The organism is Pseudomonas sp. FFUP_PS_473 (assembly GCF_002858665.1).
In the GTDB taxonomy this organism is placed as follows: Bacteria; Pseudomonadota; Gammaproteobacteria; order Pseudomonadales; family Pseudomonadaceae; genus Aquipseudomonas; species Aquipseudomonas defluvii.
Map to the genome: position 1 here is coordinate 182,504 of NZ_PJQQ01000002.1, position 22,517 is coordinate 205,020.

The window sequence follows — 22,517 nt, forward strand, 5'->3', positions numbered from 1 at the left end:
TAGCCGCTGGGCTCAGTCCCCTCCTGGCGCCAGCAGCAGGTTCGGTGCCAGGCGCTGATACCCCTCCTGATCCAGACGCAAATCAAGGGCCAGGCTGGCCACGTCGGCACTCAAGGCTTCCGCTTCAGCGTCATGCTCCAGATAGACCAGTTTCAAATAACTGTTACACCCCGCGCAGCACTCGGCACGCAGTGGTGCCTGGCCGGCAGGGTGGCGGTCATCCTCGAAACTGTAGTAACGCAGCCCCTTGCTCTGTTCGCAGTAGATGCATTTCACCCGTACCACATGCCACTCGCAGGCACACAAGGAACAGACCAGATAACGCAACCCATTGAATTTGCCCCGGTGGCGAATCACCCCGGCCATGGCCGGCGAGCCACAGGCCGGGCATTGCCTGAGGTTATCACCGGGCCCGAGTAGATCTTCCGGCAAACTCAATAACCAGTGGCTCCAGGCCACTTGCAGCGCAGCACCGAGAAAGGGCACCAAGGCCGCCGGCAGCCCAGCGTACTGCCCGCCGAGCAAGGCCAATGCCCACACCTTGCGCTGCCCGGGGCTGGCAGCGCGCAACTGTGCCAGTGCCGCACGCACAGGTTCCGAAGAGGCCTGATACTGCTGCAGCAATGCCTCCAGGTACGGCTGCCAATCGGCTTCGCGCACCAGGCTGTCTGCGGCTAGAGGTGGTAGACCGTGCTCAAGACACAGGCGGATGCGCTCAGGGTCTGGCGCGCAGATGCCCGGAGGCTGATCCAGCAAGCCTTGCTGGAGCTGACAAAGGCTGGCAGCAAAGCGCAGATAATCAGCCAGAGGATGCCCTGCAGCCATGTGCTCAAGACGCACACGGCGCAGGTCAAACAGGTTCGCAGGAGGCAAATGGATGAACGGCGGGGCACTCGCTGCCGCCTCGATATGGCCCGGTTCAAGTATCCTGCTCAAGCCGTCACCCCTTCTTGCCGATGTGGCTGTCCGACCGATCTTCACCGGTCACGTCCCGAAACCATAGCCCATGGTGCTTTTTCGCCCAGGCACGGCTCACCCAACCATGCACCATGGCACCGTTCGAGCCCTTGATCCAGATACCGGCATAGATATGCACGATGATGCTCAATACCAGCACGAATGCAGCCAATGCATGCAGCAGTGTCGCCAGACGAATACTGCCAATGCCGAAATACTGGCTGAAGTAGGCGCGCCAAATCACCACACCGCTGAGCAGCAACACCAGCATGCAAAGCAGCAACGTCCAGAACAGTAGCTTCTGCCCGGCGTTGTACTTACCCACAGGCGGCACGCCCTGCTCTTCATTGCGCATCACCCGGTCGACCCGCCGGAGCCAGAGTCGATCATTCGCCGTGAGCATGTTCGCCCGCCAGAAACGTATTACCAGACCCAGGAACAACACAAACATCAGCACCCCCATAAAAGGGTGCAATATCCGCGTCCAGGGCCCGCCACCAAACAGATGGCTGAGCCAGAACAATGCAGGATGAAACAGCGCCAGCCCGGACAACGCCGCCATGAAGAACAGAATGGCCACCGCCCAGTGGTTGCTGCGCTCATTCGCGGTGTAACGCAGGATCGGTTTGTCTTTCATGGCCGATCCTCCCCTTGTGCCCCGGGCTTGTTCGGATCGAAGACATGCACTGCCGGGTCGACCTCATGCACGCTGGGGTCCTTGCCAGCCGGATGCTCATCGTCCTCGATCCGCTGCGGGCCAATACGCACATAGTGGAAGAACCCCGCCAACACCGCCGCGCCCATGGCCAGCAACGCCAACGGCTTGCTCATGCCCTTCCACAAACCGACCAAGGGGCTGATCACCGGTTGATTCGGCAGGCCAGCGTAGAGCTGAGGCTGATCGGCATGGTGCAGCACGTACATCACATGAGTACCACCAACACCGTCTGGATCGTACAAGCCGGCCTGTTCGAAACCGCGCGACTTGAGATCGACGATGCGTTCGGCGGCATGCTCCTTCATGTCCGGCTTGCTACCAAAGACAATCGCACCGGTTGGGCAGGTTTTGACGCAAGCCGGCTCCAGCCCGACGGCGACCCGATCCGAACACAGGGTGCACTTGTAGGCCTTGTGGTCCTTCTGTGAGATCCGCGGAATATTGAACGGGCAGCCCGTGATGCAGTAACCACAGCCGATACAGTGATCCTGGTTGAAGTCGACGATGCCATTGGCGTGCTGGATGATCGCCCCCGGGCTAGGACAAGCCTTCAGGCACCCCGGATCGGCGCAGTGCATGCAACCGTCCTTGCGAATCAACCACTCCAGGTTACCCACCGTATTTTCATGTTCCGTGAAACGCATCAGGGTCCAGGTTTCGGCGCTCAGGTCCTGAGGGTTGTCATAGGTGCCGAGGCTACGCCCAACATCGTCACGCAACTCGTTCCATTCCGAGCACGCCACCTGGCAAGCCTTGCAGCCGATGCACTTGGACGTGTCGATCAGCTTCGCCACCTCCTCTTGCTGGCGCACCGAAGGCGGTAAGGTGGTGGTGGCTGAACGGGCAATAATGTCTTGGCTGGCCATCAGATTTTCTCCAGGTTGACCAGGAACGACTTGGATTCCGGGGTCTGGGTATTACCGTCACCGAGGTACGGCACCAAGGTATTGGTCAGGTAGCCGTGACGGGTGGCACCGGTGAAGCCCCAGTGCAAGGGAATGCCGATTTGATGCACGGTCTGGTTGTTGACCTGCAGTGGACGGATCCGCTTGGTCACTACGGCCACCGCCTCGATATGCCCTCGCTTGCAGGTCACCCGAACCCGATCCCCTGCGACAATGCCCTTCTCCTTGGCCAGTGCTTCGCCAATTTCAACGAACTGCTCTGGCTGCGTCACGGCGTTGATCGGGCAATGTTTGGTCCAGAAATGGAAGTGCTCGGTCAATCGGTAGCTGGTGGCGGCATAGGGGAAGTCCTTGGCCTGCCCCAGCGAGTCCCAGACCGAATCGAGCACGCGTCCGGCCGGGTTGCTGGTCGCCTGCTTGTTGCCCGGGTGCAGCGGGTTGATGCCAATTGGCGTCTCGAACGGTTCGTAGTGCTCGGGGAACGGGCCTTCGGCCATCTTGTCCAGCGCGAAGAAGCGCGCTACCCCTTCGGGGTTCATGATGAACGGGTTCATCCCCGCCTCTGGAGCGACATCCGCTTTGTAGTCCGGCACGTCGGTACCGCCCCAGGTCTTGCCGTTCCACCAGACCAGTCGCTTGTTCGGTGCCCAGGGCTTGCCTTGCAGATCAGCCGAGGCGCGGTTGTACAGAATCCTTCGGTTCATCGGCCAGGCCCATGCCCACCCCAGGTTCTGCTTCATGCCATAGGGATCGCTATTGTCACGCCGGGCCATCTGGTTGCCTTGCTCGGTCCAGCTGCCGCAGAAGATCCAGCAGCCCGAGGCGGTGCTACCGTCGTCCCTGAGCTGGGAGAACCCAGACAGTTGTTGCCCCGCCTTGAACGTCATACCACTGGCGTCGGTGAAGTCGGCGGTGACATAGCCGTTGACCTCCTTGGCGATTTCTTCCGGCGACGGCTCATCCGCTACCTTGTAAGGCCAGTTGAGCTTGAGTATCGGCTCTGCCCAGGCTCCGCCCTCGCGCTGGTAGCGCTCGCGCAAACGCAGGAACAGTTCGCTCATGATCTTCACGTCGGTGCGAGCCTGGCCCGGGCCTTCGGCCCCCTTCCAGTGCCATTGCAGCCAGCGGCTGCTGTTGACCAACGAGCCGTCCTCCTCGGCAAAGCAGGTGGTCGGCAGGCGGATGACCTCGGTCTGGATATTGGCGGTTTCAACGTTGTTGTACGGCCCCACATTGCGCCAGAACTCAGATGTCTCGGTGGCCAACGGGTCCATTACCACCAGCCATTTGAGCTTGGCCAGCGACGCCATTACACGGTTCTTGTCCGGCAGCGCAGCAATCGGGTTGAAGCCCTGGCAGAAATAGCCATTGACCTGCCCCTTGGCCATCATGTCGAACATCTTCAGTACGTCGTAGCCGGGAACATCCAGCTTGGGCAGCCAGTCATAACCCCAGTGGTTTTCCGCTGTCGCGTTGGCTCCGTACCAGGCCTTCATCAAGCTGACATGGAACTTGCCGTAGTTCTGCCAATAAGACATCTGCCCGGGACGTAACGGCTTAAGCGCTCGCTTGGCGATGTAGGCGTCGTAATCCTGCTCGGCATCGGACGGCAGGGTCAGGTAGCCGGGCAACAGATTGGACAGCAGGCCCAAGTCCGTGAGCCCCTGGATATTGGAATGCCCACGCAAGGCGTTGACACCGCCGCCAGGCATACCGACGTTACCCAACAGCAACTGCACCATGGCCGCACTGCGAATGATCTGCGAGCCAATCGAGTGCTGTGTCCAGCCCAGGGCATAGAGGATCGTCATGGTTTTGCCCGGCTGCGAGCAGGTGGCGATCTCTTCCCAGATCTTGCGCATGCTGTCTTCCGGCATGCCGCAGATCTGGCTAGCCAAGGCCGGCAAGGGTGGGCTTCAGCGGCATTACCACCCATCACCAGAATCAGATTCGCGTTGGCGATATCGGTCCAGTGGTTGGTCATGGCTCCACGGCCATACGTCGGGGCAAGACTTGCCACCGTCGGGCCATGTCAGACACGTGCCTGGTTATCGAACCCCAGCATGCCGAAACTGCGAACGACCTTATGGGTCATGTAACCGGCTTCGTTGGACGAAGCGGACGCGGCGAGGAAACCCACCGTCAGCCAGCGGTTGACCGTCTGCCCCTGCGCATTCTTCTGCACAAAGTTGGCGTCACGGTCGACCTTCATCAGGTCGGTAATGCGATCCAGTGCATCATCCCAGGAGATTCGCGTCCACTCACTGCTGCCCGGCTTGCGCACCTGTGGGTACTGCAACCGGCTAGGGCTGTGGATAAAGTCGAGCAAGCCCGCGCCTTTCGGGCACAACGTGCCGCGATTGACCGGGTGATCGGCGTCGCCTTCGATATGGATGATGTTCTGCGCGACATTCTTGGCTGCATCGCCCTGGCTGTACATGATCAGGCCGCAGCCGACAGAACAGTAAGGGCAAGTGTTGCGGGTCTCGTGGGCGTGGGCCAGCTTGAAGTGGCGCACCTGCTCGGCGAAGGCCGGGGTCGGGGCCATTCCCAGCGCAGCCAGGCTTGAGCCTCCAAGGCCAATAGCGGCGACCTTGAAGAACTGACGACGGTTGAGGTCCATCGTGCACTCCTGATCAGGTTTGGGACGCCTGGAGCAATGCCAGGCATCTCTTGAACGATCACGGTGGCGACGTTACGGCTGTCGCCAGTTGATACTTTAGTCAAGATTGCGCGGGATGGAGTAAAAACGGATCGTCGGGGGGCCTCGTGGCGAGATCAACCTTCATCCGTTAGCGATACTGGTCAACCCGCCCCCTCAGCGTGGTTTGAGTGACGCGCGGGTCGAAGTCGATATCCACAAGCACCATGAACAACTGATAGCAAATTGCCTTCAATCGTGATTGCTGAGGCCGTAGAACAGGGTATGCTGCATCCGCAAACATGGCACCTAAACATAAGTTCAATGCCACGTTAAATGGCGTTCAACAGGGTTTAACTGAAGCAGCGCGACACGATCTGGCACCTCATTAAGTTCAAGAACTAAACCCCACACGTTCTGAACAACACACAATAGCAAGGAGCATCAGCAATGGCATTGAACTACACGGACGCCTCGGGAAACGCATGGGCTGTGGACAACGCTGGAAATTTGACCAAGGCTACCAAATCAGGTACCTACGGCAATACGTTGGACGGTAGCAATATAGCGCTTTACATTGGTGGCTCAACGTCTTCTGCTTACTTGCCATGGTCCACAACAAGTAGTTCAGCCAGTACACAGACGGTCACCGCAACACACTCTACTTCTGGCATTACCATTACGCGCAGTACCTATATCGGCGATGGTTTTGTCCGCACACTGGAAGTCGTAAAAAATACAGGTGCTTCCGCCCAGTCGGTCAACCTTCAACTGGCTGACGACGTTTACTACGATAGCAACACTGTCATAACAGCCACCAGCAGCGGCGACACTGTACGCAATACTGCTGATGACTGGTTCGCCGTCGGCAGCCGTACCAACAGCACCGCCACACAACTTGTCCATGTGGTTTCCGGAGGCGCTGGCTCGCCAAACGCCACGAGCGAGCAATACGGCAGCGCTGATCGGCCGCAGACCTCCTACAACATTACGTTGGCGGCTGGTGAAACCAAGGTGGTCATGCATTTTTATGCACTGGCCACCGATGCTGTTGGCGCAAAAGCGATTGGCAGTTCGCTCGCTGGCCTGACAAACAACACCTACCTAGCAGGCATGACCCCGACCGAACTGAACGGTCTTATCAACTTCACCCAGGATATTTCCAGCAGCGAAACCAAAACGCTTGCAGCGTATCAGGCCAACCTCACACTCACGGGTACTTCCGTCATCAACGGTACCGGCAACGAACGCGACAACATCATTACTGGGAACACTGCGGCTAACACGCTCACAGGCAATGGCGGTAACGACACCCTAATCGGCGGGGGCGGCAACGATACCCTGATCGGTGGCGCAGGCAGTGACACACTTGATGGGGGCGTGGCAAATGACAAAATGATGGGCGGTCTCGGTAATGACATTTATGTCGTCGATTCGGTCAGCGACACGATAACCGAGAACGCTAATGAAGGCATTGATACGGTCAAGAGCAGCGTCAATTTCAGTATTGCAACGCTGCAGAATGTCGAAAACATCACGCTGACCGGCACAGCGCTGAGTGCGACCGGTAATGTCAATGCCAATACATTGATCGGCAATGCGTCCAACAACACGCTAAACGGCGGGGATGGCAACGATATTCTCAACGGCGCGGGCGGCGTCGACACATTGAATGGCGGCAATGGTAATGATGTATACATCGTAGATACGACGACCGACAGCATCATTGATAGCGCGGGCACAGACCGCATTGAGTCCTCTGCCACGCTCAGCCTGGCCGCGTATGCAGCTATCGAAAACCTGACACTGACTGGGACTGCCGCCATCAATGGCACTGGCAACGCCCTTGCAAACACTATCGTGGGTAATGCCGCAGCCAACATCATTGATGGCGGTGCAGGTGCAGACATCATGATAGGGGGTGCAGGCAACGATACGTACATCGTACGTGACAGCGGCGATGTCATCACCGAAGGCAGTACGGGTGGTGCCGACACCGTGATAAGTCATCTGAATCACACGCTAGGGGCCTACCTGGAAAACCTGACCCTAGCGGGGGCAGCTGCAATCGGCACAGGCAATGCTGGAAACAACTCGCTCGTGGGCAACGCCAGCAACAATACCCTGAGCGGCCTTGCTGGCAACGACACACTCAATGGTGGAGGCGGAATTGACACACTCAATGGTGGTGACGGTGACGACCTCTATATTGTCGACACGGATACCGACATCATCATCGACACATCAGGTGTGGATACCGTGCAAAGCATGGCCAACTTTTCGCTGGTCACTCGCACGGCCATCGAAAACCTGAAACTGGCCGGCACCGGAACCATGAGCGGCACCGGCAATGCGTTGAATAATGAGATCTCCGCCAACGTCGGTAACAGCATTATCAATGGCGGTAGCGGTGAAGACACCGTCAACTACGCCAGCGCTATCGCGGGCGTCACGGTCACCGTCAATGGCACGAACCAGGTTACTGGCGGCTCAGGTACTGACACGCTGAGCAACATTGAAAACCTTTCTGGGAGCCAGCACAACGATCGCCTGACGGGTGATGGCAACTCCAATACCCTTCGTGGCGGCGACGGCAATGACATGCTGATTGGCGGCGCAGGCAATGACCAACTCTATGGTGATGCAGGCAATGATCGTTTGGTAGATGCTATCGGCGATGACACGCTGAGCGGTGGCGCGGGTGACGATACTTACGTTGTTGCCGGCAACGCTGGGTCGATTCTGATTGAAGACTCAATCGGCATTGACACACTGGATGCTTCGGGAGCCACAGGCGGTGTAACCATCGATCTGACGCCCGGAAGCACCAGCAATATTGATGGACGGATGGTGACGCTTGCCTCTGGAGGCACTGTAGACACAGCACTCGACGTACTATTCCTGCAAGACGCCTCTGGCTCGTTTAGCGATGACGTTACCAAGGTGAAAACGCTAGTACCACAAGTGGTGTCCGCACTGTCTGGAGTTCAAGCAGACAACCGCTTCGGTCTGGCCTCCTTCATCGACAAGGGCGAATACGTTTATCGCACTGATCTGGCGATGACCGCCAATCAAACCAGCCTGATCAACGCACTCAATACATTGACCATTGGAAACGGTGGTGACACTCCCGAGGCGCAAATTGAAGCCCTGATGCAAGCGGCTGTTCGTCAGACCGAACTGGGTTTTCGCACCGACTCTTTCCGCGTTGCGATCGTGATGACCGACGCCAACTATCACAAGGCAGGCGATTCATCCTACGTTGCCAATGATGGTGATGCCGTACTGGAGGTCGAAGACTACCCGACAGTTGAGCTACTCAAGACAAAGCTGCTGGCAAGTGGAATAGTGCCGGTATTTGCAGTCACTGCAGGTAACGAAACCTACTACAACGACCTTGTAAAGCAGTTGGGTTTCGGCACAGTCGTGACGCTGGCGACGGACAGTTCCAATCTGGTTGAGGCCGTGACCGATGGCATGAGTCAGATTACCGAGGCCCGGATCGAGAACGCCATAGGTAGTCTTTACAACGATACCTTGATCGGTAACGGACTCACCAATCGCCTGGAAGGCTTGGCTGGCAACGATACCTACTACGTTCAAGACAGCCGGGACGTCGTGGTTGAAGCCGTCGCGGGCGGAACCGACCTGGTCATCAGCACGGGTAGCTATACGCTCTCGGCCAACGTCGAAAACCTGACACTCACTGGCTCCGGACATATCGATGCCACTGGGAACGCACTGGACAACCAGCTCGTAGGCAATAGCGGAAACAACGTGATTTCCGGCGGAGCGGGTGCCGACAGAATGCTGGGTGGACGTGGCAATGACACCTACATCGTTGATAGCGCAGGTGATCGCGTAATCGAGTACTCAGGCGCTGGTACCGATACCGTAACCAGCTCGGTCAGCTATGGACTGAGCGCCAACGTTGAGAACCTAGTCCTTACGGGCACAACGACTATCAACGGAACAGGCAATGAACTGGCCAACATACTGAGCGGCAACAGCGCCGCCAACGTGCTCAACGGCGGCGCGGGCAACGACACCCTTATCGGTGGTGCCGGCCAAGACTCACTCACTGGTGGCACTGGCAACGATACCTTCGACTTCAACTCGCTACAGGAGATGGGAATAACCAGCTCGACCGCTGATGTCATCACTGATTTTTTTCGAGGGCAGGACAAAATCGACCTGTCGACATTGGATGCCATAACCTACACAACCTACAGTAACGAGGCATTCTCGTTCATCGGCAATACAACCGCCTTTACTGCCGCCGGGCAACTGAGGCTGCAGGACAGTGTGCTGTACGGCAACACCGATACAGACAGCGACGCCGAGTTCGCCATCAAGCTCACAGGAGTGACGACCCTGGCGGCGACCGACTTCGTTCTGTGATCTAGCGCGTAAACGGTTACGACGATAGCCACCTCAGGTTGCTAACAACCCCGACAAGCCTTAGCGCTTATCGGGGTTTGTTTTTTGTGTGCGGGCGAGCTGCAACGTTTGCGTCAGGGCCCATCATGACGTACTGGCGCCAGAGCGAAACCAGAAGCAACGCTGCGGGCATCAACTGCTGCTTTTAAATGTGGGATAGCGCGTAACTCGGCCCGGGGCTTAATAACATCATCTCAAAAAAAGTTGGCCCACCAAACGCGCTGACCGATAGCGACTGCGGCCCAAGCATCAATATGAGAAGACCGACTACCAGAATCGCCCAACCTATAAAGCTCAAATAGTCGAAAGGATCACTATAACGCTCGTAATAATCATGATACGCCGATTCAAATCCCTCTACCCTTGCCTCTTCCGGCAACCTTTCCAGCAACACCGGGGTTGCTCCATGGTCTTCAACTGACATCCTGCCCTCCTGCCGGTAGCGCGGGGAAAACACCTCGGCCCGCAACCCAAACCGGGTACATCATGTAATAGGAAAAATCGCATAGCGCGCTCAGTGAAAAATTAACAGAGCATGCAATTAATGCCCGAGAAAAATTACTAAATAATAATTCTCAGAAGCCTCCTACACACAAAAAAGAAAAGCAGATCTATGACAAACTTAAAACATAGCGGCATTTCTACCGACCAATAAAAAACCCTGGCCGCCTCATGGCGATCAGGGTTTTTATTCTGAAGCTTAATGCTGGCCCTACAGGACGCCACACCGGGTAACGCCCAATAGAATCTTTACATTTAACCTCATCCGTTAGAACGGAATATCATCATCAAAGCTGTCGAAGTCCGGAGCCGGCTGTGGTGCTGGCTGTTGCGGAGCTGGACGCTGTGGTGCCTGCTGTGGGCGTGGCGCCTGCTGACGCGGGGCCTGGTTGTAGTTGTTACCACCACCCTGCGGAGCACCGTCCTGGTTCTGCGGACGACCGCCGAGCAGCTGCATGGTGCCCTGCATGTCGACGATGATCTCGGTGGTATAACGCTTGATGCCGTCTTTTTCCCACTCGCGGGTTTGCAGCTTGCCCTCGATGTAGACCTGGGAACCCTTACGCAGGTATTCGCCAGCGATCTCGGCAACCTTGCCGAACATCGATACGCGGTGCCACTCGGTGCGCTCGACCTTCTGACCGGTTTGCTTGTCGGTCCACTGCTCGCTGGTCGCCAGGCTCAGGTTGGTCACGGCGTTACCGTTGGGCAGGTAGCGGACTTCGGGATCCTGGCCGCAAGTACCGACCAATATGACTTTGTTAACCCCACGGGCCATAACGTTCTCCTAGGCTTCGCACGCCGCGGATGCCGGATTGACCAGGCGCTCCAGGGTCGAACGATCCAAAATTTTTGTATCCAGTTTGATATAGATGGCGGCTTCATCTGCCACCACCACTGCGTCGGTCACACCCGGGACGGCCATAAGCCGCTCGGTCAGCCCCGCTTCACGGACGGCCTCAGCCGACAGCGGCATGCGCAGGCTGGTCACGTACGGCGGCTCGCGCATGCCTACCGCAACCACCCACCACAGGGCACAGAGCAACGCACATCCGAGGAAGACCATGCTCAAGCCACCGTGCTGGAACAACCAGCCACCGATAATTCCCCCTAGCGCGGCACCCAGGAACTGACTGGTGGAGTAAACCCCCATTGCAGTTCCCTTGCCACCGGCAGGCGACACCTTGCTTACCAGCGAAGGCAACGACGCCTCCAACAGGTTGAAGGCGGTGAAGAATATCACGGTGCCGATCACCAGTTCTTGCAAGTTGTCTGCCGATACCCAGAAGAATAGTTCAGTGAGCATCAATACACTCACCGCCCCGAGCAACACACGCTTCATCTTGCGCTTTTTTTCGCCGTAGATGATGAACGGAATCATTGCGAAGAATGAAATGAGCAGGGCCGTCAGGTACACCCACCAGTGCTCCTCCTTCGGCAAGCCGCCACGCTCGACGAGCGCCAATGGCAAGGCCACGAAACTGGCCATCAGGATGGCGTGCAGAACAAAGATACCGACATCCAGACGCAACAGATCGGGGTGCCGCAAGGTCGGGCCAAGGGCCTGTTTCGCCACACCCGACTCACGGTGCTGCAAGGCGCCGTGGGAGGCTGGAACGACGAACGCGATCAGCGCGATGCCGACAAGCGCCATCGCCGCTGTGGCCAGAAACAACCCCGACAAGCCAAAGGCCCGCGTCAGCAAGGGCCCTACCACCATGGCCACCGCAAAGGACAAGCCGATACTCATGCCAATCATGGCCATGGCCTTGGTTCGATGTTGCTCACGGGTCAAATCCGACAGCAGCGCCATGACTGCCGCCGAAATAGCACCAGCGCCTTGCAGTACGCGCCCGGCAATCACGCCCCAAATGCTGTCGGCGTTGGCTGCCAGCACACTCCCCAGGGCAAAGATGACCAGGCCCAGATAAATAACCGGACGCCGACCAATCCGATCGGAAATGACCCCGAACGGGATCTGCAGGAATGCCTGGGTCAGGCCATAGGCGCCAATGGCCAGGCCAATCAGTGCCGGCGTGGCGCCAGCCAGGTCCATGCCATAGGTCGCCAGAACCGGCAACACCATGAACATGCCTAGCATACGGAATGCGAACACCAGTGCCAGGCCGCTTGCGGCGCGAGTTTCGCTACCACTCATGCGTTCGCTGTGGGGATCGTGCATGGATAAACCTCGTGTGAACCGGCGGCGATTCTACCAGCCCGATCGATTGTCAGCATATACGTGACGCTTTGCCGCGTGCTGGCATGCAGCCTTATACTCACCGGTTTATGCCCGCCAAGCGAGGCCGCAGTGGACAAGATCCTGATTCGTGGGGCACGAACCCACAACCTTAAGAACATCGACCTGACCCTGCCCCGGGACAAGCTGATCGTCATCACCGGCCTGTCTGGCTCTGGAAAGTCGTCGTTGGCGTTCGACACCCTCTATGCCGAAGGCCAGCGCCGTTATGTCGAATCGCTGTCGGCCTATGCCCGACAGTTCCTATCAATGATGGAAAAGCCCGACGTCGACACCATTGAAGGCCTGTCGCCAGCAATTTCCATCGAGCAGAAGTCGACCTCGCACAACCCGCGCTCGACTGTCGGTACCATCACCGAAATCTACGACTACCTGCGCCTGCTTTACGCACGTGTTGGTACGCCACGCTGCCCGGACCACGATATTCCGCTGGAAGCACAGACCGTCAGCCAGATGGTCGATCTGGTGTTGGCGCAGCCTGAAGGTAGCAAGCTGATGCTGCTGGCACCGGTGATTCGAGAGCGCAAGGGCGAACACCTGGCGATCTTCGAGGAGTTGCGCGCTCAGGGCTTTGTCCGCGCTCGGGTCAACGGCAAGCTGTTCGAGCTCGACGAACTGCCCAAGCTGGACAAACAGAAGAAGCACACCATCGAAGTGGTGGTCGATCGCTTCAAGGTTCGCGAGGACCTGCAGCAACGCCTGGCGGAGTCCTTCGAAACGGCTCTGAAGCTTGCCGATGGCATCGCCCTGGTTGCGCCAATGGATGAAGAGCCCGGCGAAGAGCTGATCTTCTCCGCCCGCTTCGCCTGCCCGATCTGCGGCCATGCCATCAGCGAACTGGAACCTAAGCTGTTTTCCTTCAACAACCCCGCCGGCGCATGTCCAACCTGCGACGGCCTCGGCGTGAAACAGTTCTTCGATGTCAAACGCCTGGTCAACAATGAACTGACCTTGGCAGAGGGCGCGATACGCGGCTGGGACCGACGTAACGTCTACTACTTCCAGATGCTTGGCTCCTTGGCCGCGCACTATGGGTTCAGTCTCGAGGTGCCCTTCGGCGAGCTGCCAGCCGACCAGCAGAAGGTCATTCTGCACGGCAGCGGCAACCAGAATGTCGACTTCAAGTACCTCAACGACCGCGGCGATATCGTCAAGCGGTCACACCCCTTCGAAGGCATCGTGCCGAACCTGGAGCGCCGCTACCGGGAAACCGAATCGGCCACCGTCCGCGAAGAGTTGGCCAAGTTCCTCAGCACTCAGCCCTGCCCTGACTGCCGCGGCACACGGTTGCGACGCGAAGCACGGCACGTATGGGTTGGCGAGAAAACCCTGCCAGCCGTTACCAGCCTGCCAATCGGCGATGCCAGCGAGTACTTCGGCGGCCTGAAACTGACCGGGCGACGCGGTGAAATCGCCGACAAGATCCTCAAGGAAATCTGTGAGCGCCTGCAGTTCCTGGTGAACGTAGGCCTGGATTACCTGACGCTAGACCGTAGTGCCGACACCTTGTCAGGTGGCGAAGCACAGCGTATTCGGCTAGCCAGCCAGATCGGTGCCGGGTTGGTCGGGGTGATGTATATCCTCGATGAGCCGTCCATCGGCCTGCATCAGCGGGACAACGACCGCCTCCTGGCGACCCTCAACCACCTGCGCGATATCGGCAACACCGTGATCGTGGTGGAGCATGACGAGGACGCCATTCGTCTGGCTGACTATGTAGTGGATATTGGTCCTGGCGCAGGCGTACACGGTGGACAAATCGTCGCCGAAGGCACGCCTGCCGAGGTAATGGCACACCCTGATTCGCTGACCGGTAAATACCTCTCGGGGCGGGTGAAAATTGCCGTACCGGCCACCCGCACTCCGCGTGACAAGAAGCGCTCATTGAAGCTCAAGGGCGCGCGCGGCAACAACCTGCAGAACGTTGACCTGGAGATTCCGATTGGCCTGCTGACCTGCGTGACCGGCGTTTCCGGCTCAGGCAAGTCAACCCTGATCAACAACACGCTGTTCCCCCTGGCCGCGACAGCCCTTAATGGTGCGACCAGCCTTGAAGCGGCACCGCATAGCAGTTGTGATGGCCTGCAACACCTGGACAAGGTCGTGGACATCGACCAAAGCCCGATCGGTCGCACGCCGCGCTCCAACCCGGCCACGTATACCGGCCTGTTCACACCGATTCGTGAACTGTTCTCCGGCGTGCCGGAGTCGCGCTCACGCGGCTATGGCCCGGGACGCTTCTCCTTCAACGTCAAGGGCGGACGCTGTGAAGCGTGCCAGGGCGATGGCCTGATCAAAGTCGAGATGCACTTTCTACCTGACATCTATGTGCCGTGCGATGTCTGCAAGAGCAAACGCTACAACCGCGAAACCCTGGAGATCAAATACAAGGGCAAGAACATCCACGAAGTTCTTGAGATGACCATTGAGGAAGCGCGGGAGTTCTTCGATGCAGTACCGGCGCTGGCGCGCAAGCTGCAAACGCTGATGGACGTGGGGCTCTCCTACATCAAGCTGGGGCAATCTGCGACCACCTTGTCCGGTGGTGAGGCTCAGCGGGTGAAGCTGTCACGCGAACTATCCAAGCGCGATACTGGCAAGACGCTGTACATCCTCGATGAGCCGACCACCGGTCTGCACTTCGCTGATATTCAGCAGTTGCTCGATGTGCTGCACAGGCTTCGTGACCACGGCAACACCGTGGTAGTGATCGAACACAACCTGGATGTGATCAAGACGGCCGACTGGCTGGTCGATCTCGGCCCGGAGGGTGGCTCCCGAGGAGGCCAGATCATCGCCTGCGGGACGCCTGAAGAGGTCTCGGAGATGGAGCAGTCGCACACAGGTCATTACCTAAAACCGTTGTTACTGCGCGACAGGGCCTGACGCCCATGAAAAAGCCCCTGCCGCGCAAACGGCAGGGGCTTTTTTGCAGCATCGCGAACTACATCTGCGATTGCAGGTAGTTTTCCAGGCCGATGGACTTGATCAGGCCCAACTGCTTCTCCAGCCAGTAGGTGTGATCTTCCTCGGTGTCAGCCAGTTGCGCACGCAAGATATCGCGGCTGATGTAGTCCTTGTGCAGCTCGCACAACTCGATGCCTTTGCACAGTGCTGCACGGACTTTGTACTCGAGGCGCAAATCGGCTGCGAACATATCCGGCACGGTAGCACCGATGTCCAGATCGTCAGGACGCATACGCGGTGTGCCTTCAAGCATGAGAATACGGCGAATCAGGGCGTCAGCGTGTTGTGCCTCTTCTTCCATCTCATGGTTGATACGCTCGTAGAGCTTGCTCAAGCCCCAGTCTTCATACATGCGTGAGTGGATGAAATACTGATCACGTGCCGCCAGTTCTCCCGTCAGCAACGTGTTGAGGTAGTCGATTACGTCCGGGTGACCTTGCATCGCCCTGCTTCTCCCTAAGTGAAAGTGACAGTGTGAACCAGGATGACGGAGAGGTCACTGCGATTAACGTAAAATCAGGTAAAAAGGGGCGCAAACAGTAGTCAATTGCATTGAAAAACCGCCCTAATGCGGGCGGTTCTGCTTATCACTTCGACTTATGCCAGTTTGACCCCCAACGCCTTGGCGACACCTTCACCGTAGGCCGCATCAGCCTTGAGGAAGTGCTGCAACTGACGTTGAACAACATCCTGCGACACACCCTTCATCGCGCCCGCGATATTACTGATCAGCAGCGCTTTCTGTTCACTGTTCATCAAACGGAACAGGGCACCGGCATAGCTGTAGTAGTCACCATCCTCACGATGATCGTAACGGTCCGCAGCGCCATTGAGTGCAAGCGCTGGTTCGGCGTACTGAGGCGCCTGCTTGGGGGCGTTGCTGTAGCTGTTTGGCTCATAGTTCGGCGCTGCTCCGCCATTACTGCCCAGGGCCATCGCACCATCACGCTGGTAACTGTTCACAGGGCTCTTCGGAGCGTTAACAGGCAACTGCTGATGGTTGGTCCCTACACGGTAGCGGTGAGCATCGGCATAAGCGAACACACGCCCCTGCAGCATACGGTCTGGCGATAGGCCAACACCCGGCACCTGATTGCTCGGCGCGAAAGCCGCCTGCTCAACCTCGGCAAAGTAGTTCAGCGGGTTACGATTGAGCTCAAGCTCACCCACTTCAATCAGCGGGAACGCCTTCTGCGACCAGGTCTTGGTGACATCGAATGGGTTATCGCTGTGCGCAGCGGCCTGATCCTCGGTCATGACCTGGATACAGACACTCCATTTAGGGAAGTCGCCTCGCTCAATGGCCTCGAACAGATCCCGCTGGGCGTAGTCCGGATCGGTGCCAGCAAGGCGAGTCGCCTCGGCCGGCGCCAGGTTCTTGATACCTTGCTTGGTCTTGAAGTGCCACTTGACCCAATGACGCACACCAGCCGCGTTGATCAGGCTGAAGGTATGGCTACCAAAGCCGTGCATATGACGGTAGCCATCCGGAATGCCCCGATCAGAGAACAGGATGGTGACCTGGTGCAATGCCTCTGGCGAATGCGACCAGAAGTCCCACATCGCCTGCGGGCTCTTCAGGTTACTTTGTGGCAAGCGCTTCTGGGTATGGATGAAGTCGGGGAACTTCAGCGGGTCCCGAATGAAGAAAACCGGCGTGTTGTTGCCCACAATGTCCCAGTTACCTTCCTCGGTGTAGAACTTCACGGCAAACCCACGAGGATCGCGCTCGGTATCGGCAGAGCCCCGCTCGCCGCCCACCGTAGAGAATCGCAAGAACGTTGGCGTCTGCTTGCCTACTGCCTCGAACAGTTTGGCACTGGTGTATTGGCTGATATCCCGGATGACGGTGAAGGTGCCATAAGCGCCCGAGCCTTTAGCATGTACACGACGCTCCGGAATGTTCTCACGGTTGAAGTGCGCGAGCTTTTCAATCAGGTGAAAATCTTCCAGCAGCAGCGGACCACGTGGGCCGGCAGAACGCGAGTTCTGGTTATCGGCAACCGGAGCACCGCTGGCGGTGGTCAGTGTCTTGTTCTGGCTCATGCTCTCTCCCTTTTCAGAATAATGCTGCCGGCTAGTCGGCTGAGAGGGAGTATTGAGCATGAAGACGACACGATCAAATTCATTAATTAATCAAGATTAATAGTTTATTTCAATCAGCATGAAAACAAAAAACCGGGCACTAGGCCCGGTTCCTTGTTTCAGACTGTTCGTCTTACTCAGCAGCTTCTACTACGCCACCGACAGGACGATCAACCAGCTCGACGTACGCCATAGGTGCGTTATCGCCAGCGCGGAAACCGCACTTGAGGATACGCAGGTAGCCGCCCTGACGGGTGGCATAGCGCTTGCCCAGATCGTTGAACAGCTTACCAACGATGGCTTTCGAACGAGTACGGTCGAAGGCCAGACGACGGTTAGCTACGCTGTCTTCCTTGGCCAGGGTGATCAGCGGCTCGGCAACGCGGCGCAGTTCCTTGGCTTTAGGCAGGGTAGTTTTGATCAGCTCGTGCTCGAACAGCGACACCGCCATGTTTTGGAACATGGCTTTGCGGTGCGCGCTGGTGCGGCTCAGGTGACGACCACTTTTACGATGACGCATGGTTCATTCCTTACCAAACTTACGTTCGGTGATTACGACGATCAGGCAGTCGCCTTGTCGTCTTTCTTAAGACTTGCAGGCGGCCAGTTGTCGAGGCGCATGCCGAGGGACAGACCACGGGAAGCCAGAACGTCCTTGATTTCAGTCAGGGACTTCTTACCCAGGTTCGGAGTTTTCAACAGCTCTACTTCGGTGCGCTGAATCAGATCGCCGATGTAGTAGATGTTCTCCGCCTTCAGGCAGTTGGCCGAACGTACGGTCAATTCCAGATCGTCAACCGGGCGAAGCAGGATCGGATCGATCTCGTCTTCCTGCTCCACTACCACAGGCTCACTGTCACCTTTGAGGTCGACGAACGCAGCCAACTGCTGTTGCAGAATGGTTGCTGCACGACGGATTGCCTCTTCAGGATCCAGAGTACCGTTGGTTTCCAGATCGATAACCAGCTTATCCAGGTTGGTACGCTGCTCGACACGGGCGTTTTCCACCACGTAGGCGATACGGCGAACCGGGCTGAACGAAGCGTCAAGCTGCAAGCGACCAATGCTGCGGCTCTCGTCTTCATCGCTCTGACGCGAATCGGCCGGCTCATAACCACGACCACGAGCTACGGTGAGCTTCATGTTCAAAGCGCCGTTAGACGCCAGGTTAGCGATTACGTGATCGGGGTTAACGATCTCGACATCATGATCCAGCTGAATATCGGCAGCGGTAACCACCCCCGAACCCTTTTTCGACAAGGTCAGCGTAACTTCGTCACGACCATGCAGTTTGATAGCCAGGCCTTTCAGGTTCAACAGGATCTCAATAACATCTTCCTGTACACCTTCAATTGCCGAGTACTCATGGAGTACGCCGTCAATTTCGGCCTCGACTACTGCACAGCCAGGCATAGAGGACAACAGGATGCGACGCAGCGCGTTGCCCAGGGTATGGCCGAAGCCACGCTCGAGAGGCTCGAGCGTGATCTTGGCGCGGGTTGGACTGACGACCTGCACATCAATGTGGCGGGGCGTCAGAAACTCATTTACCGAAATCTGCATGGATGCACCTATTTTCTAGCCCTTACTTGGAGTAGAGCTCGACAATCAGGTTTTCGTTGATGTCGGCAGACAGGTCGCTGCGAGCCGGGACGTTCTTGAAAACACCGGATTTTTTAGCAGCATCTACTTCTACCCACTCAACGCGGCCACGCTGGGCGCACAGTTCAAGGGCTTGAACAATGCGCAGCTGGTTCAACGATTTCTCGCGAACTGCGACCACGTCACCCGGACGAACTTGGTAGGACGGAACGTTTACAGTCTTGCCGTTGATGCTGATCGCTTTATGCGAAACCAGCTGACGGGATTCGGCACGAGTAGCGCCAAAGCCCATACGATAAACGACGTTGTCCAGACGGCACTCGAGCAGTTGCAGCAGGTTCTCGCCGGTAGCACCCTTCTTGGAGGCTGCTTCCTTGTAGTAACCGCTGAACTGACGCTCGAGAACGCCGTAGATACGACGGACTTTTTGCTTCTCACGCAGCTGGGTGCCGTAGTCGGACTGACGACCACGACGCTGACCGTGAATACCTGGGGCTGCTTCGATGTTGCACTTCGATTCCAGAGCGCGAACGCCGCTCTTCAGGAACAGATCAGTGCCTTCACGACGAGACAGTTTGCATTTTGGACCAATGTAACGTGCCATTTATCTGTCTCCTGATTACACGCGGCGCTTCTTCGGCGGACGGCACCCGTTGTGCGGGATTGGCGTCACGTCGGTGATGCTGGCGATCTTATAGCCACAGCTGTTCAAAGCACGAACAGCGGACTCACGACCTGGACCTGGACCCTTGACGTTAACGTCGAGGTTTTTCAGACCGTACTCCAGCGCAGCTTGACCAGCACGCTCTGCAGCAACTTGGGCCGCGAACGGGGTGGATTTGCGCGAACCACGGAAACCCGAACCGCCGGAGGTAGCCCACGACAGTGCGTTACCTTGACGATCGGTGATGGTCACGATGGTGTTGTTGAAAGACGCGTGGATGTGGGCGATCCCATCAACCACTGTCTTTTTGACTTTTTTACGAGGACGAGCAGCAGGTTTTGCCATGTCTATTTTCCTGTCGATTCGCTGGTGCGATTACTTGCGGATCGGCTTACGCGGACCTTTACGGGTACGCGCGTTGGTCTTGGTACGCTGACCGCGTACTGGCAGACCCCGACGATGACGCAGACCGCGGTAGCAGCCCAGGTCCATCAACCGCTTGATTTTCATGTTGATGTCGCGACGCAGATCACCTTCGGTGGTGAACTTCGCAACTTCGCTACGCAGCTGTTCAATCTGCTCGTCGCTCAGATCTTTGATCTTTGCGGCTGGGTTGACCCCAGTGTCTGCACAGATTTTCTGTGCAGTAGTGCGACCAACACCATAGATGTAGGTCAGCGAGATAACAGTGTGCTTGTTATCTGGAATGTTGACGCCTGCAATACGGGCCATTCAGTGGGACTCCAATTGACAGCTACCTACGCCCCGGAAGCCAAGAAATAGGGCGCGAGATAATATCGCTGTAGAAACAAATAATCAACCCAGCAGCGCACTAGCTGCTGGGCTTGAAGCACAGATCACACTCAGCCTTGGCGCTGTTTGTGACGTGGTTCCGCGCTGCAAATTACTCGAACGACACCTTCGCGGCGAATAATTTTGCAGTTACGGCACAGCTTTTTCACCGATGCACGAACTTTCATCACCAACTCCTCGAACCTTAAGGGACTATCAACGCAGCAGACCGCTGCCACCGTAGCCTTTCAGGTTGGCTTTCTTCATCAGGGATTCGTACTGGTGCGAAACGAGGTGCGATTGTACTTGGGACATGAAGTCCATCACAACCACTACCACAATCAGCAACGAGGTCCCGCCAAGGTAGAACGGAACGTTTGCAGCCACCACCAGGAACTGGGGCAGAAGGCAGACGGCCGTCATATAAAGAGCACCGAACATGGTCAAACGGGTCAGAACGCCATCAATGTAGCGCGCCGACTGCTCGCCTGGACGGATGCCCGGAATAAAGGCACCGGACTTCTTCAGGTTTTCCGCTACGTCTTTCGGATTGAACATCAACGCCGTATAGAAGAAGCAGAAGAAAATGATCCCTGCACTAAACAGCAGAATATTCAATGGATGACCAGGAGCGATCGACTCCGAGATGTCCTGCAGCCAGCCCATACCTTCGGACTGACCGAACCAGGCACCCAGCGAAGCCGGGAACAGCAAGATGCTGCTCGCGAAAATGGCTGGGATAACCCCGGCCATGTTCACCTTCAACGGCAGGTGGCTGGTCTGCGCAGCAAAGACCTTACGGCCCTGCTGACGCTTGGCGTAATGAACGGCGATACGACGCTGACCACGCTCAATGAACACCACAAAACCGATGATCGCTACTGCCAGAAGACCGATAACGATCAGGGCGATAATGTTGATATCACCCGTACGCGCAGACTCGAAAGACTGCCCGATTGCTCTCGGAAGACCGGCAACGATACCCGCGAAGATCAACATCGAGATACCGTTGCCGACACCGCGCTCCGTGATCTGCTCACCCAGCCACATCATGAACATCGCGCCCGCCACAAAAGTGGAGACCGCAACGAAATGGAAGCCAAAATCAGCAGAAAACGCTACGCCCTGACCGGCCAAGCCAATGGACATGCCAATAGCTTGAACCAGCGCCAGAACGACGGTGCCGTAGCGGGTGTACTGGCTAATCTTGCGACGGCCAGATTCACCTTCCTTCTTCAACTGCTCCAGCTGCGGGCTGACGGTGGTCATCAGCTGCATGATGATCGATGCCGAAATGTACGGCATGATCCCCAATGCAAAGATGCTCATCCGCTCCAGCGCGCCGCCGGAAAACATGTTGAACAAGCTAAGAATGGTCCCCTCATTCTGTCGAAACAGTTCCGCCAGCCGGTCCGGATTGATACCTGGAACAGGGATGTGTGCGCCGATCCGATAGACGATAATCGCCAGGAACAGAAAACGCAGACGAGCCCAGAGTTCAGACATCCCGCCCTTGCCGAGCGAAGAGAGAGCACCTTGCTTAGCCATTTATTCCTCGAACTTGCCGCCAGCTGCTTCGATAGCCGCACGCGCACCTTTGGTGGCAGCGACGCCCTTGATGGTGACTGCGCGAGTAACTTCACCGGACAGCATGATTTTCACGCGCTGTACGTTTTGGTTAATCACGTTGGCATCCTTCAGGGATTGCACGGTGACGACGTCGCCTTCCACTTTAGCCAGCTCGGACAGACGCACTTCTGCGCGGTCCATGGCTTTCAGCGAAACGAAGCCGAACTTCGGCAGACGACGATGCAGCGGCTGTTGACCGCCTTCAAAGCCTGGAGCGATGGTGCCACCGGAACGGGAGGTCTGACCTTTGTGGCCACGGCCACCAGTCTTACCCAAACCGCTACCGATACCACGACCCGGACGATGCTTCTCGCGACGGGAACCCGGCGCTGGACTCAGATCATTGAGTTTCATCG

18 protein-coding genes and 1 pseudogene are annotated in these 22,517 nt (G+C 57.3%); 2 read left to right on the forward strand and 17 right to left on the reverse strand.

The window, feature by feature from the left end; all coding sequences use genetic code 11:
• Window positions 1-12 precede the first annotated feature (12 nt).
• The 4 genes and pseudogenes from fdhE to fdnG form a co-directional block, all read right to left on the reverse strand.
• Entirely contained in the window at window positions 13-936 is a 924-nt protein-coding gene (gene fdhE, locus CYD26_RS02230) for a formate dehydrogenase accessory protein FdhE (RefSeq protein ID WP_102051718.1), read from the reverse strand.
• 4 nt (window positions 937-940) lie between these two features.
• Entirely contained in the window at window positions 941-1,594 is a 654-nt protein-coding gene (locus tag CYD26_RS02235; protein ID WP_065759186.1) for a formate dehydrogenase subunit gamma, read from the reverse strand.
• A complete protein-coding gene (gene fdxH, locus CYD26_RS02240; protein WP_102051719.1) occupies window positions 1,591-2,541 on the reverse strand; it encodes a formate dehydrogenase subunit beta in 951 nt (316 codons plus the stop codon). The genes CYD26_RS02235 and fdxH overlap by 4 nt, the downstream gene beginning before the upstream one ends.
• A pseudogene (gene fdnG / locus CYD26_RS02245) lies at window positions 2,541-5,203 on the reverse strand (formate dehydrogenase-N subunit alpha). The gene fdxH and the pseudogene fdnG overlap by 1 nt, the downstream one beginning before the upstream one ends.
• Before the next feature lie 468 nt (window positions 5,204-5,671).
• Here fdnG and CYD26_RS24945 point away from each other — a divergent pair.
• The gene (locus tag CYD26_RS24945) at window positions 5,672-9,622 is read left to right on the forward strand and encodes a M10 family metallopeptidase C-terminal domain-containing protein (protein WP_145991776.1); all 3,951 of its coding nucleotides are present in this window, start codon (window positions 5,672-5,674) and stop codon (window positions 9,620-9,622) included.
• A 184-nt stretch (window positions 9,623-9,806) separates the two neighbouring features.
• Here the strand turns inward: CYD26_RS24945 and CYD26_RS02270 are convergent, their stop codons facing one another.
• The 3 genes from CYD26_RS02270 to CYD26_RS02280 all read right to left on the reverse strand — a co-directional run bounded on the left by CYD26_RS02270 (window position 9,807) and on the right by CYD26_RS02280 (window position 12,344).
• Complete coding sequence (locus tag CYD26_RS02270) at window positions 9,807-10,085, reverse strand: hypothetical protein (RefSeq protein ID WP_102051724.1); 279 nt, start codon at window positions 10,083-10,085, stop codon at window positions 9,807-9,809.
• A 345-nt stretch (window positions 10,086-10,430) separates the two neighbouring features.
• Entirely contained in the window at window positions 10,431-10,940 is a 510-nt protein-coding gene (locus CYD26_RS02275) for a single-stranded DNA-binding protein (protein ID WP_065759190.1), read from the reverse strand.
• 9 nt (window positions 10,941-10,949) lie between these two features.
• Window positions 10,950-12,344 carry an MFS transporter gene (locus tag CYD26_RS02280; RefSeq protein WP_102051725.1) on the reverse strand — a complete coding sequence of 465 codons (1,395 nt, stop codon included), beginning with the start codon at window positions 12,342-12,344 and terminating at the stop codon, window positions 10,950-10,952.
• Window positions 12,345-12,473: 129 nt separating this feature from the next.
• On the opposite strand from CYD26_RS02280, the gene uvrA reads away from it, so the two are divergent.
• Window positions 12,474-15,308, forward strand: coding sequence for an excinuclease ABC subunit UvrA (gene uvrA, locus CYD26_RS02285; RefSeq protein ID WP_065759192.1), 2,835 nt, complete (start codon window positions 12,474-12,476; stop codon window positions 15,306-15,308).
• 58 nt (window positions 15,309-15,366) lie between these two features.
• On the opposite strand, the gene bfr is transcribed toward uvrA, so the two are convergent.
• From bfr to rplO, 10 genes are all read right to left on the reverse strand, one after another.
• Window positions 15,367-15,831: a bacterioferritin gene (gene bfr, locus CYD26_RS02290; protein ID WP_065759193.1), complete on the reverse strand. Its 465-nt coding sequence runs from the start codon at window positions 15,829-15,831 to the stop codon at window positions 15,367-15,369.
• A 155-nt stretch (window positions 15,832-15,986) separates the two neighbouring features.
• Window positions 15,987-17,435, reverse strand: a complete 1,449-nt coding sequence (locus CYD26_RS02295) for a catalase (RefSeq protein WP_102051726.1) — start codon at window positions 17,433-17,435, stop codon at window positions 15,987-15,989.
• Window positions 17,436-17,607: 172 nt separating this feature from the next.
• The gene (gene rplQ / locus CYD26_RS02300) at window positions 17,608-17,994 is read right to left on the reverse strand and encodes a 50S ribosomal protein L17 (protein ID WP_065759195.1); all 387 of its coding nucleotides are present in this window, start codon (window positions 17,992-17,994) and stop codon (window positions 17,608-17,610) included.
• Window positions 17,995-18,035: 41 nt separating this feature from the next.
• Complete coding sequence (gene rpoA / locus CYD26_RS02305) at window positions 18,036-19,037, reverse strand: DNA-directed RNA polymerase subunit alpha (protein WP_017901544.1); 1,002 nt, start codon at window positions 19,035-19,037, stop codon at window positions 18,036-18,038.
• A gap of 22 nt (window positions 19,038-19,059) precedes the next feature.
• Window positions 19,060-19,680, reverse strand: coding sequence for a 30S ribosomal protein S4 (gene rpsD / locus CYD26_RS02310; RefSeq protein ID WP_065759196.1), 621 nt, complete (start codon window positions 19,678-19,680; stop codon window positions 19,060-19,062).
• A gap of 15 nt (window positions 19,681-19,695) precedes the next feature.
• The gene (gene rpsK / locus CYD26_RS02315; protein ID WP_065759197.1) at window positions 19,696-20,085 is read right to left on the reverse strand and encodes a 30S ribosomal protein S11; all 390 of its coding nucleotides are present in this window, start codon (window positions 20,083-20,085) and stop codon (window positions 19,696-19,698) included.
• A 30-nt stretch (window positions 20,086-20,115) separates the two neighbouring features.
• Window positions 20,116-20,472, reverse strand: coding sequence for a 30S ribosomal protein S13 (rpsM, locus tag CYD26_RS02320; protein ID WP_095159996.1), 357 nt, complete (start codon window positions 20,470-20,472; stop codon window positions 20,116-20,118).
• A 131-nt stretch (window positions 20,473-20,603) separates the two neighbouring features.
• Window positions 20,604-20,720, reverse strand: a complete 117-nt coding sequence (gene rpmJ, locus CYD26_RS02325) for a 50S ribosomal protein L36 (RefSeq protein WP_002555468.1) — start codon at window positions 20,718-20,720, stop codon at window positions 20,604-20,606.
• A 28-nt stretch (window positions 20,721-20,748) separates the two neighbouring features.
• Entirely contained in the window at window positions 20,749-22,080 is a 1,332-nt protein-coding gene (gene secY, locus CYD26_RS02330; protein WP_065759199.1) for a preprotein translocase subunit SecY, read from the reverse strand.
• Window positions 22,081-22,515, reverse strand: coding sequence for a 50S ribosomal protein L15 (gene rplO / locus CYD26_RS02335; protein ID WP_065759200.1), 435 nt, complete (start codon window positions 22,513-22,515; stop codon window positions 22,081-22,083). It lies immediately after the preceding gene.
• Between the last annotated feature and the right edge of the window lie 2 nt (window positions 22,516-22,517).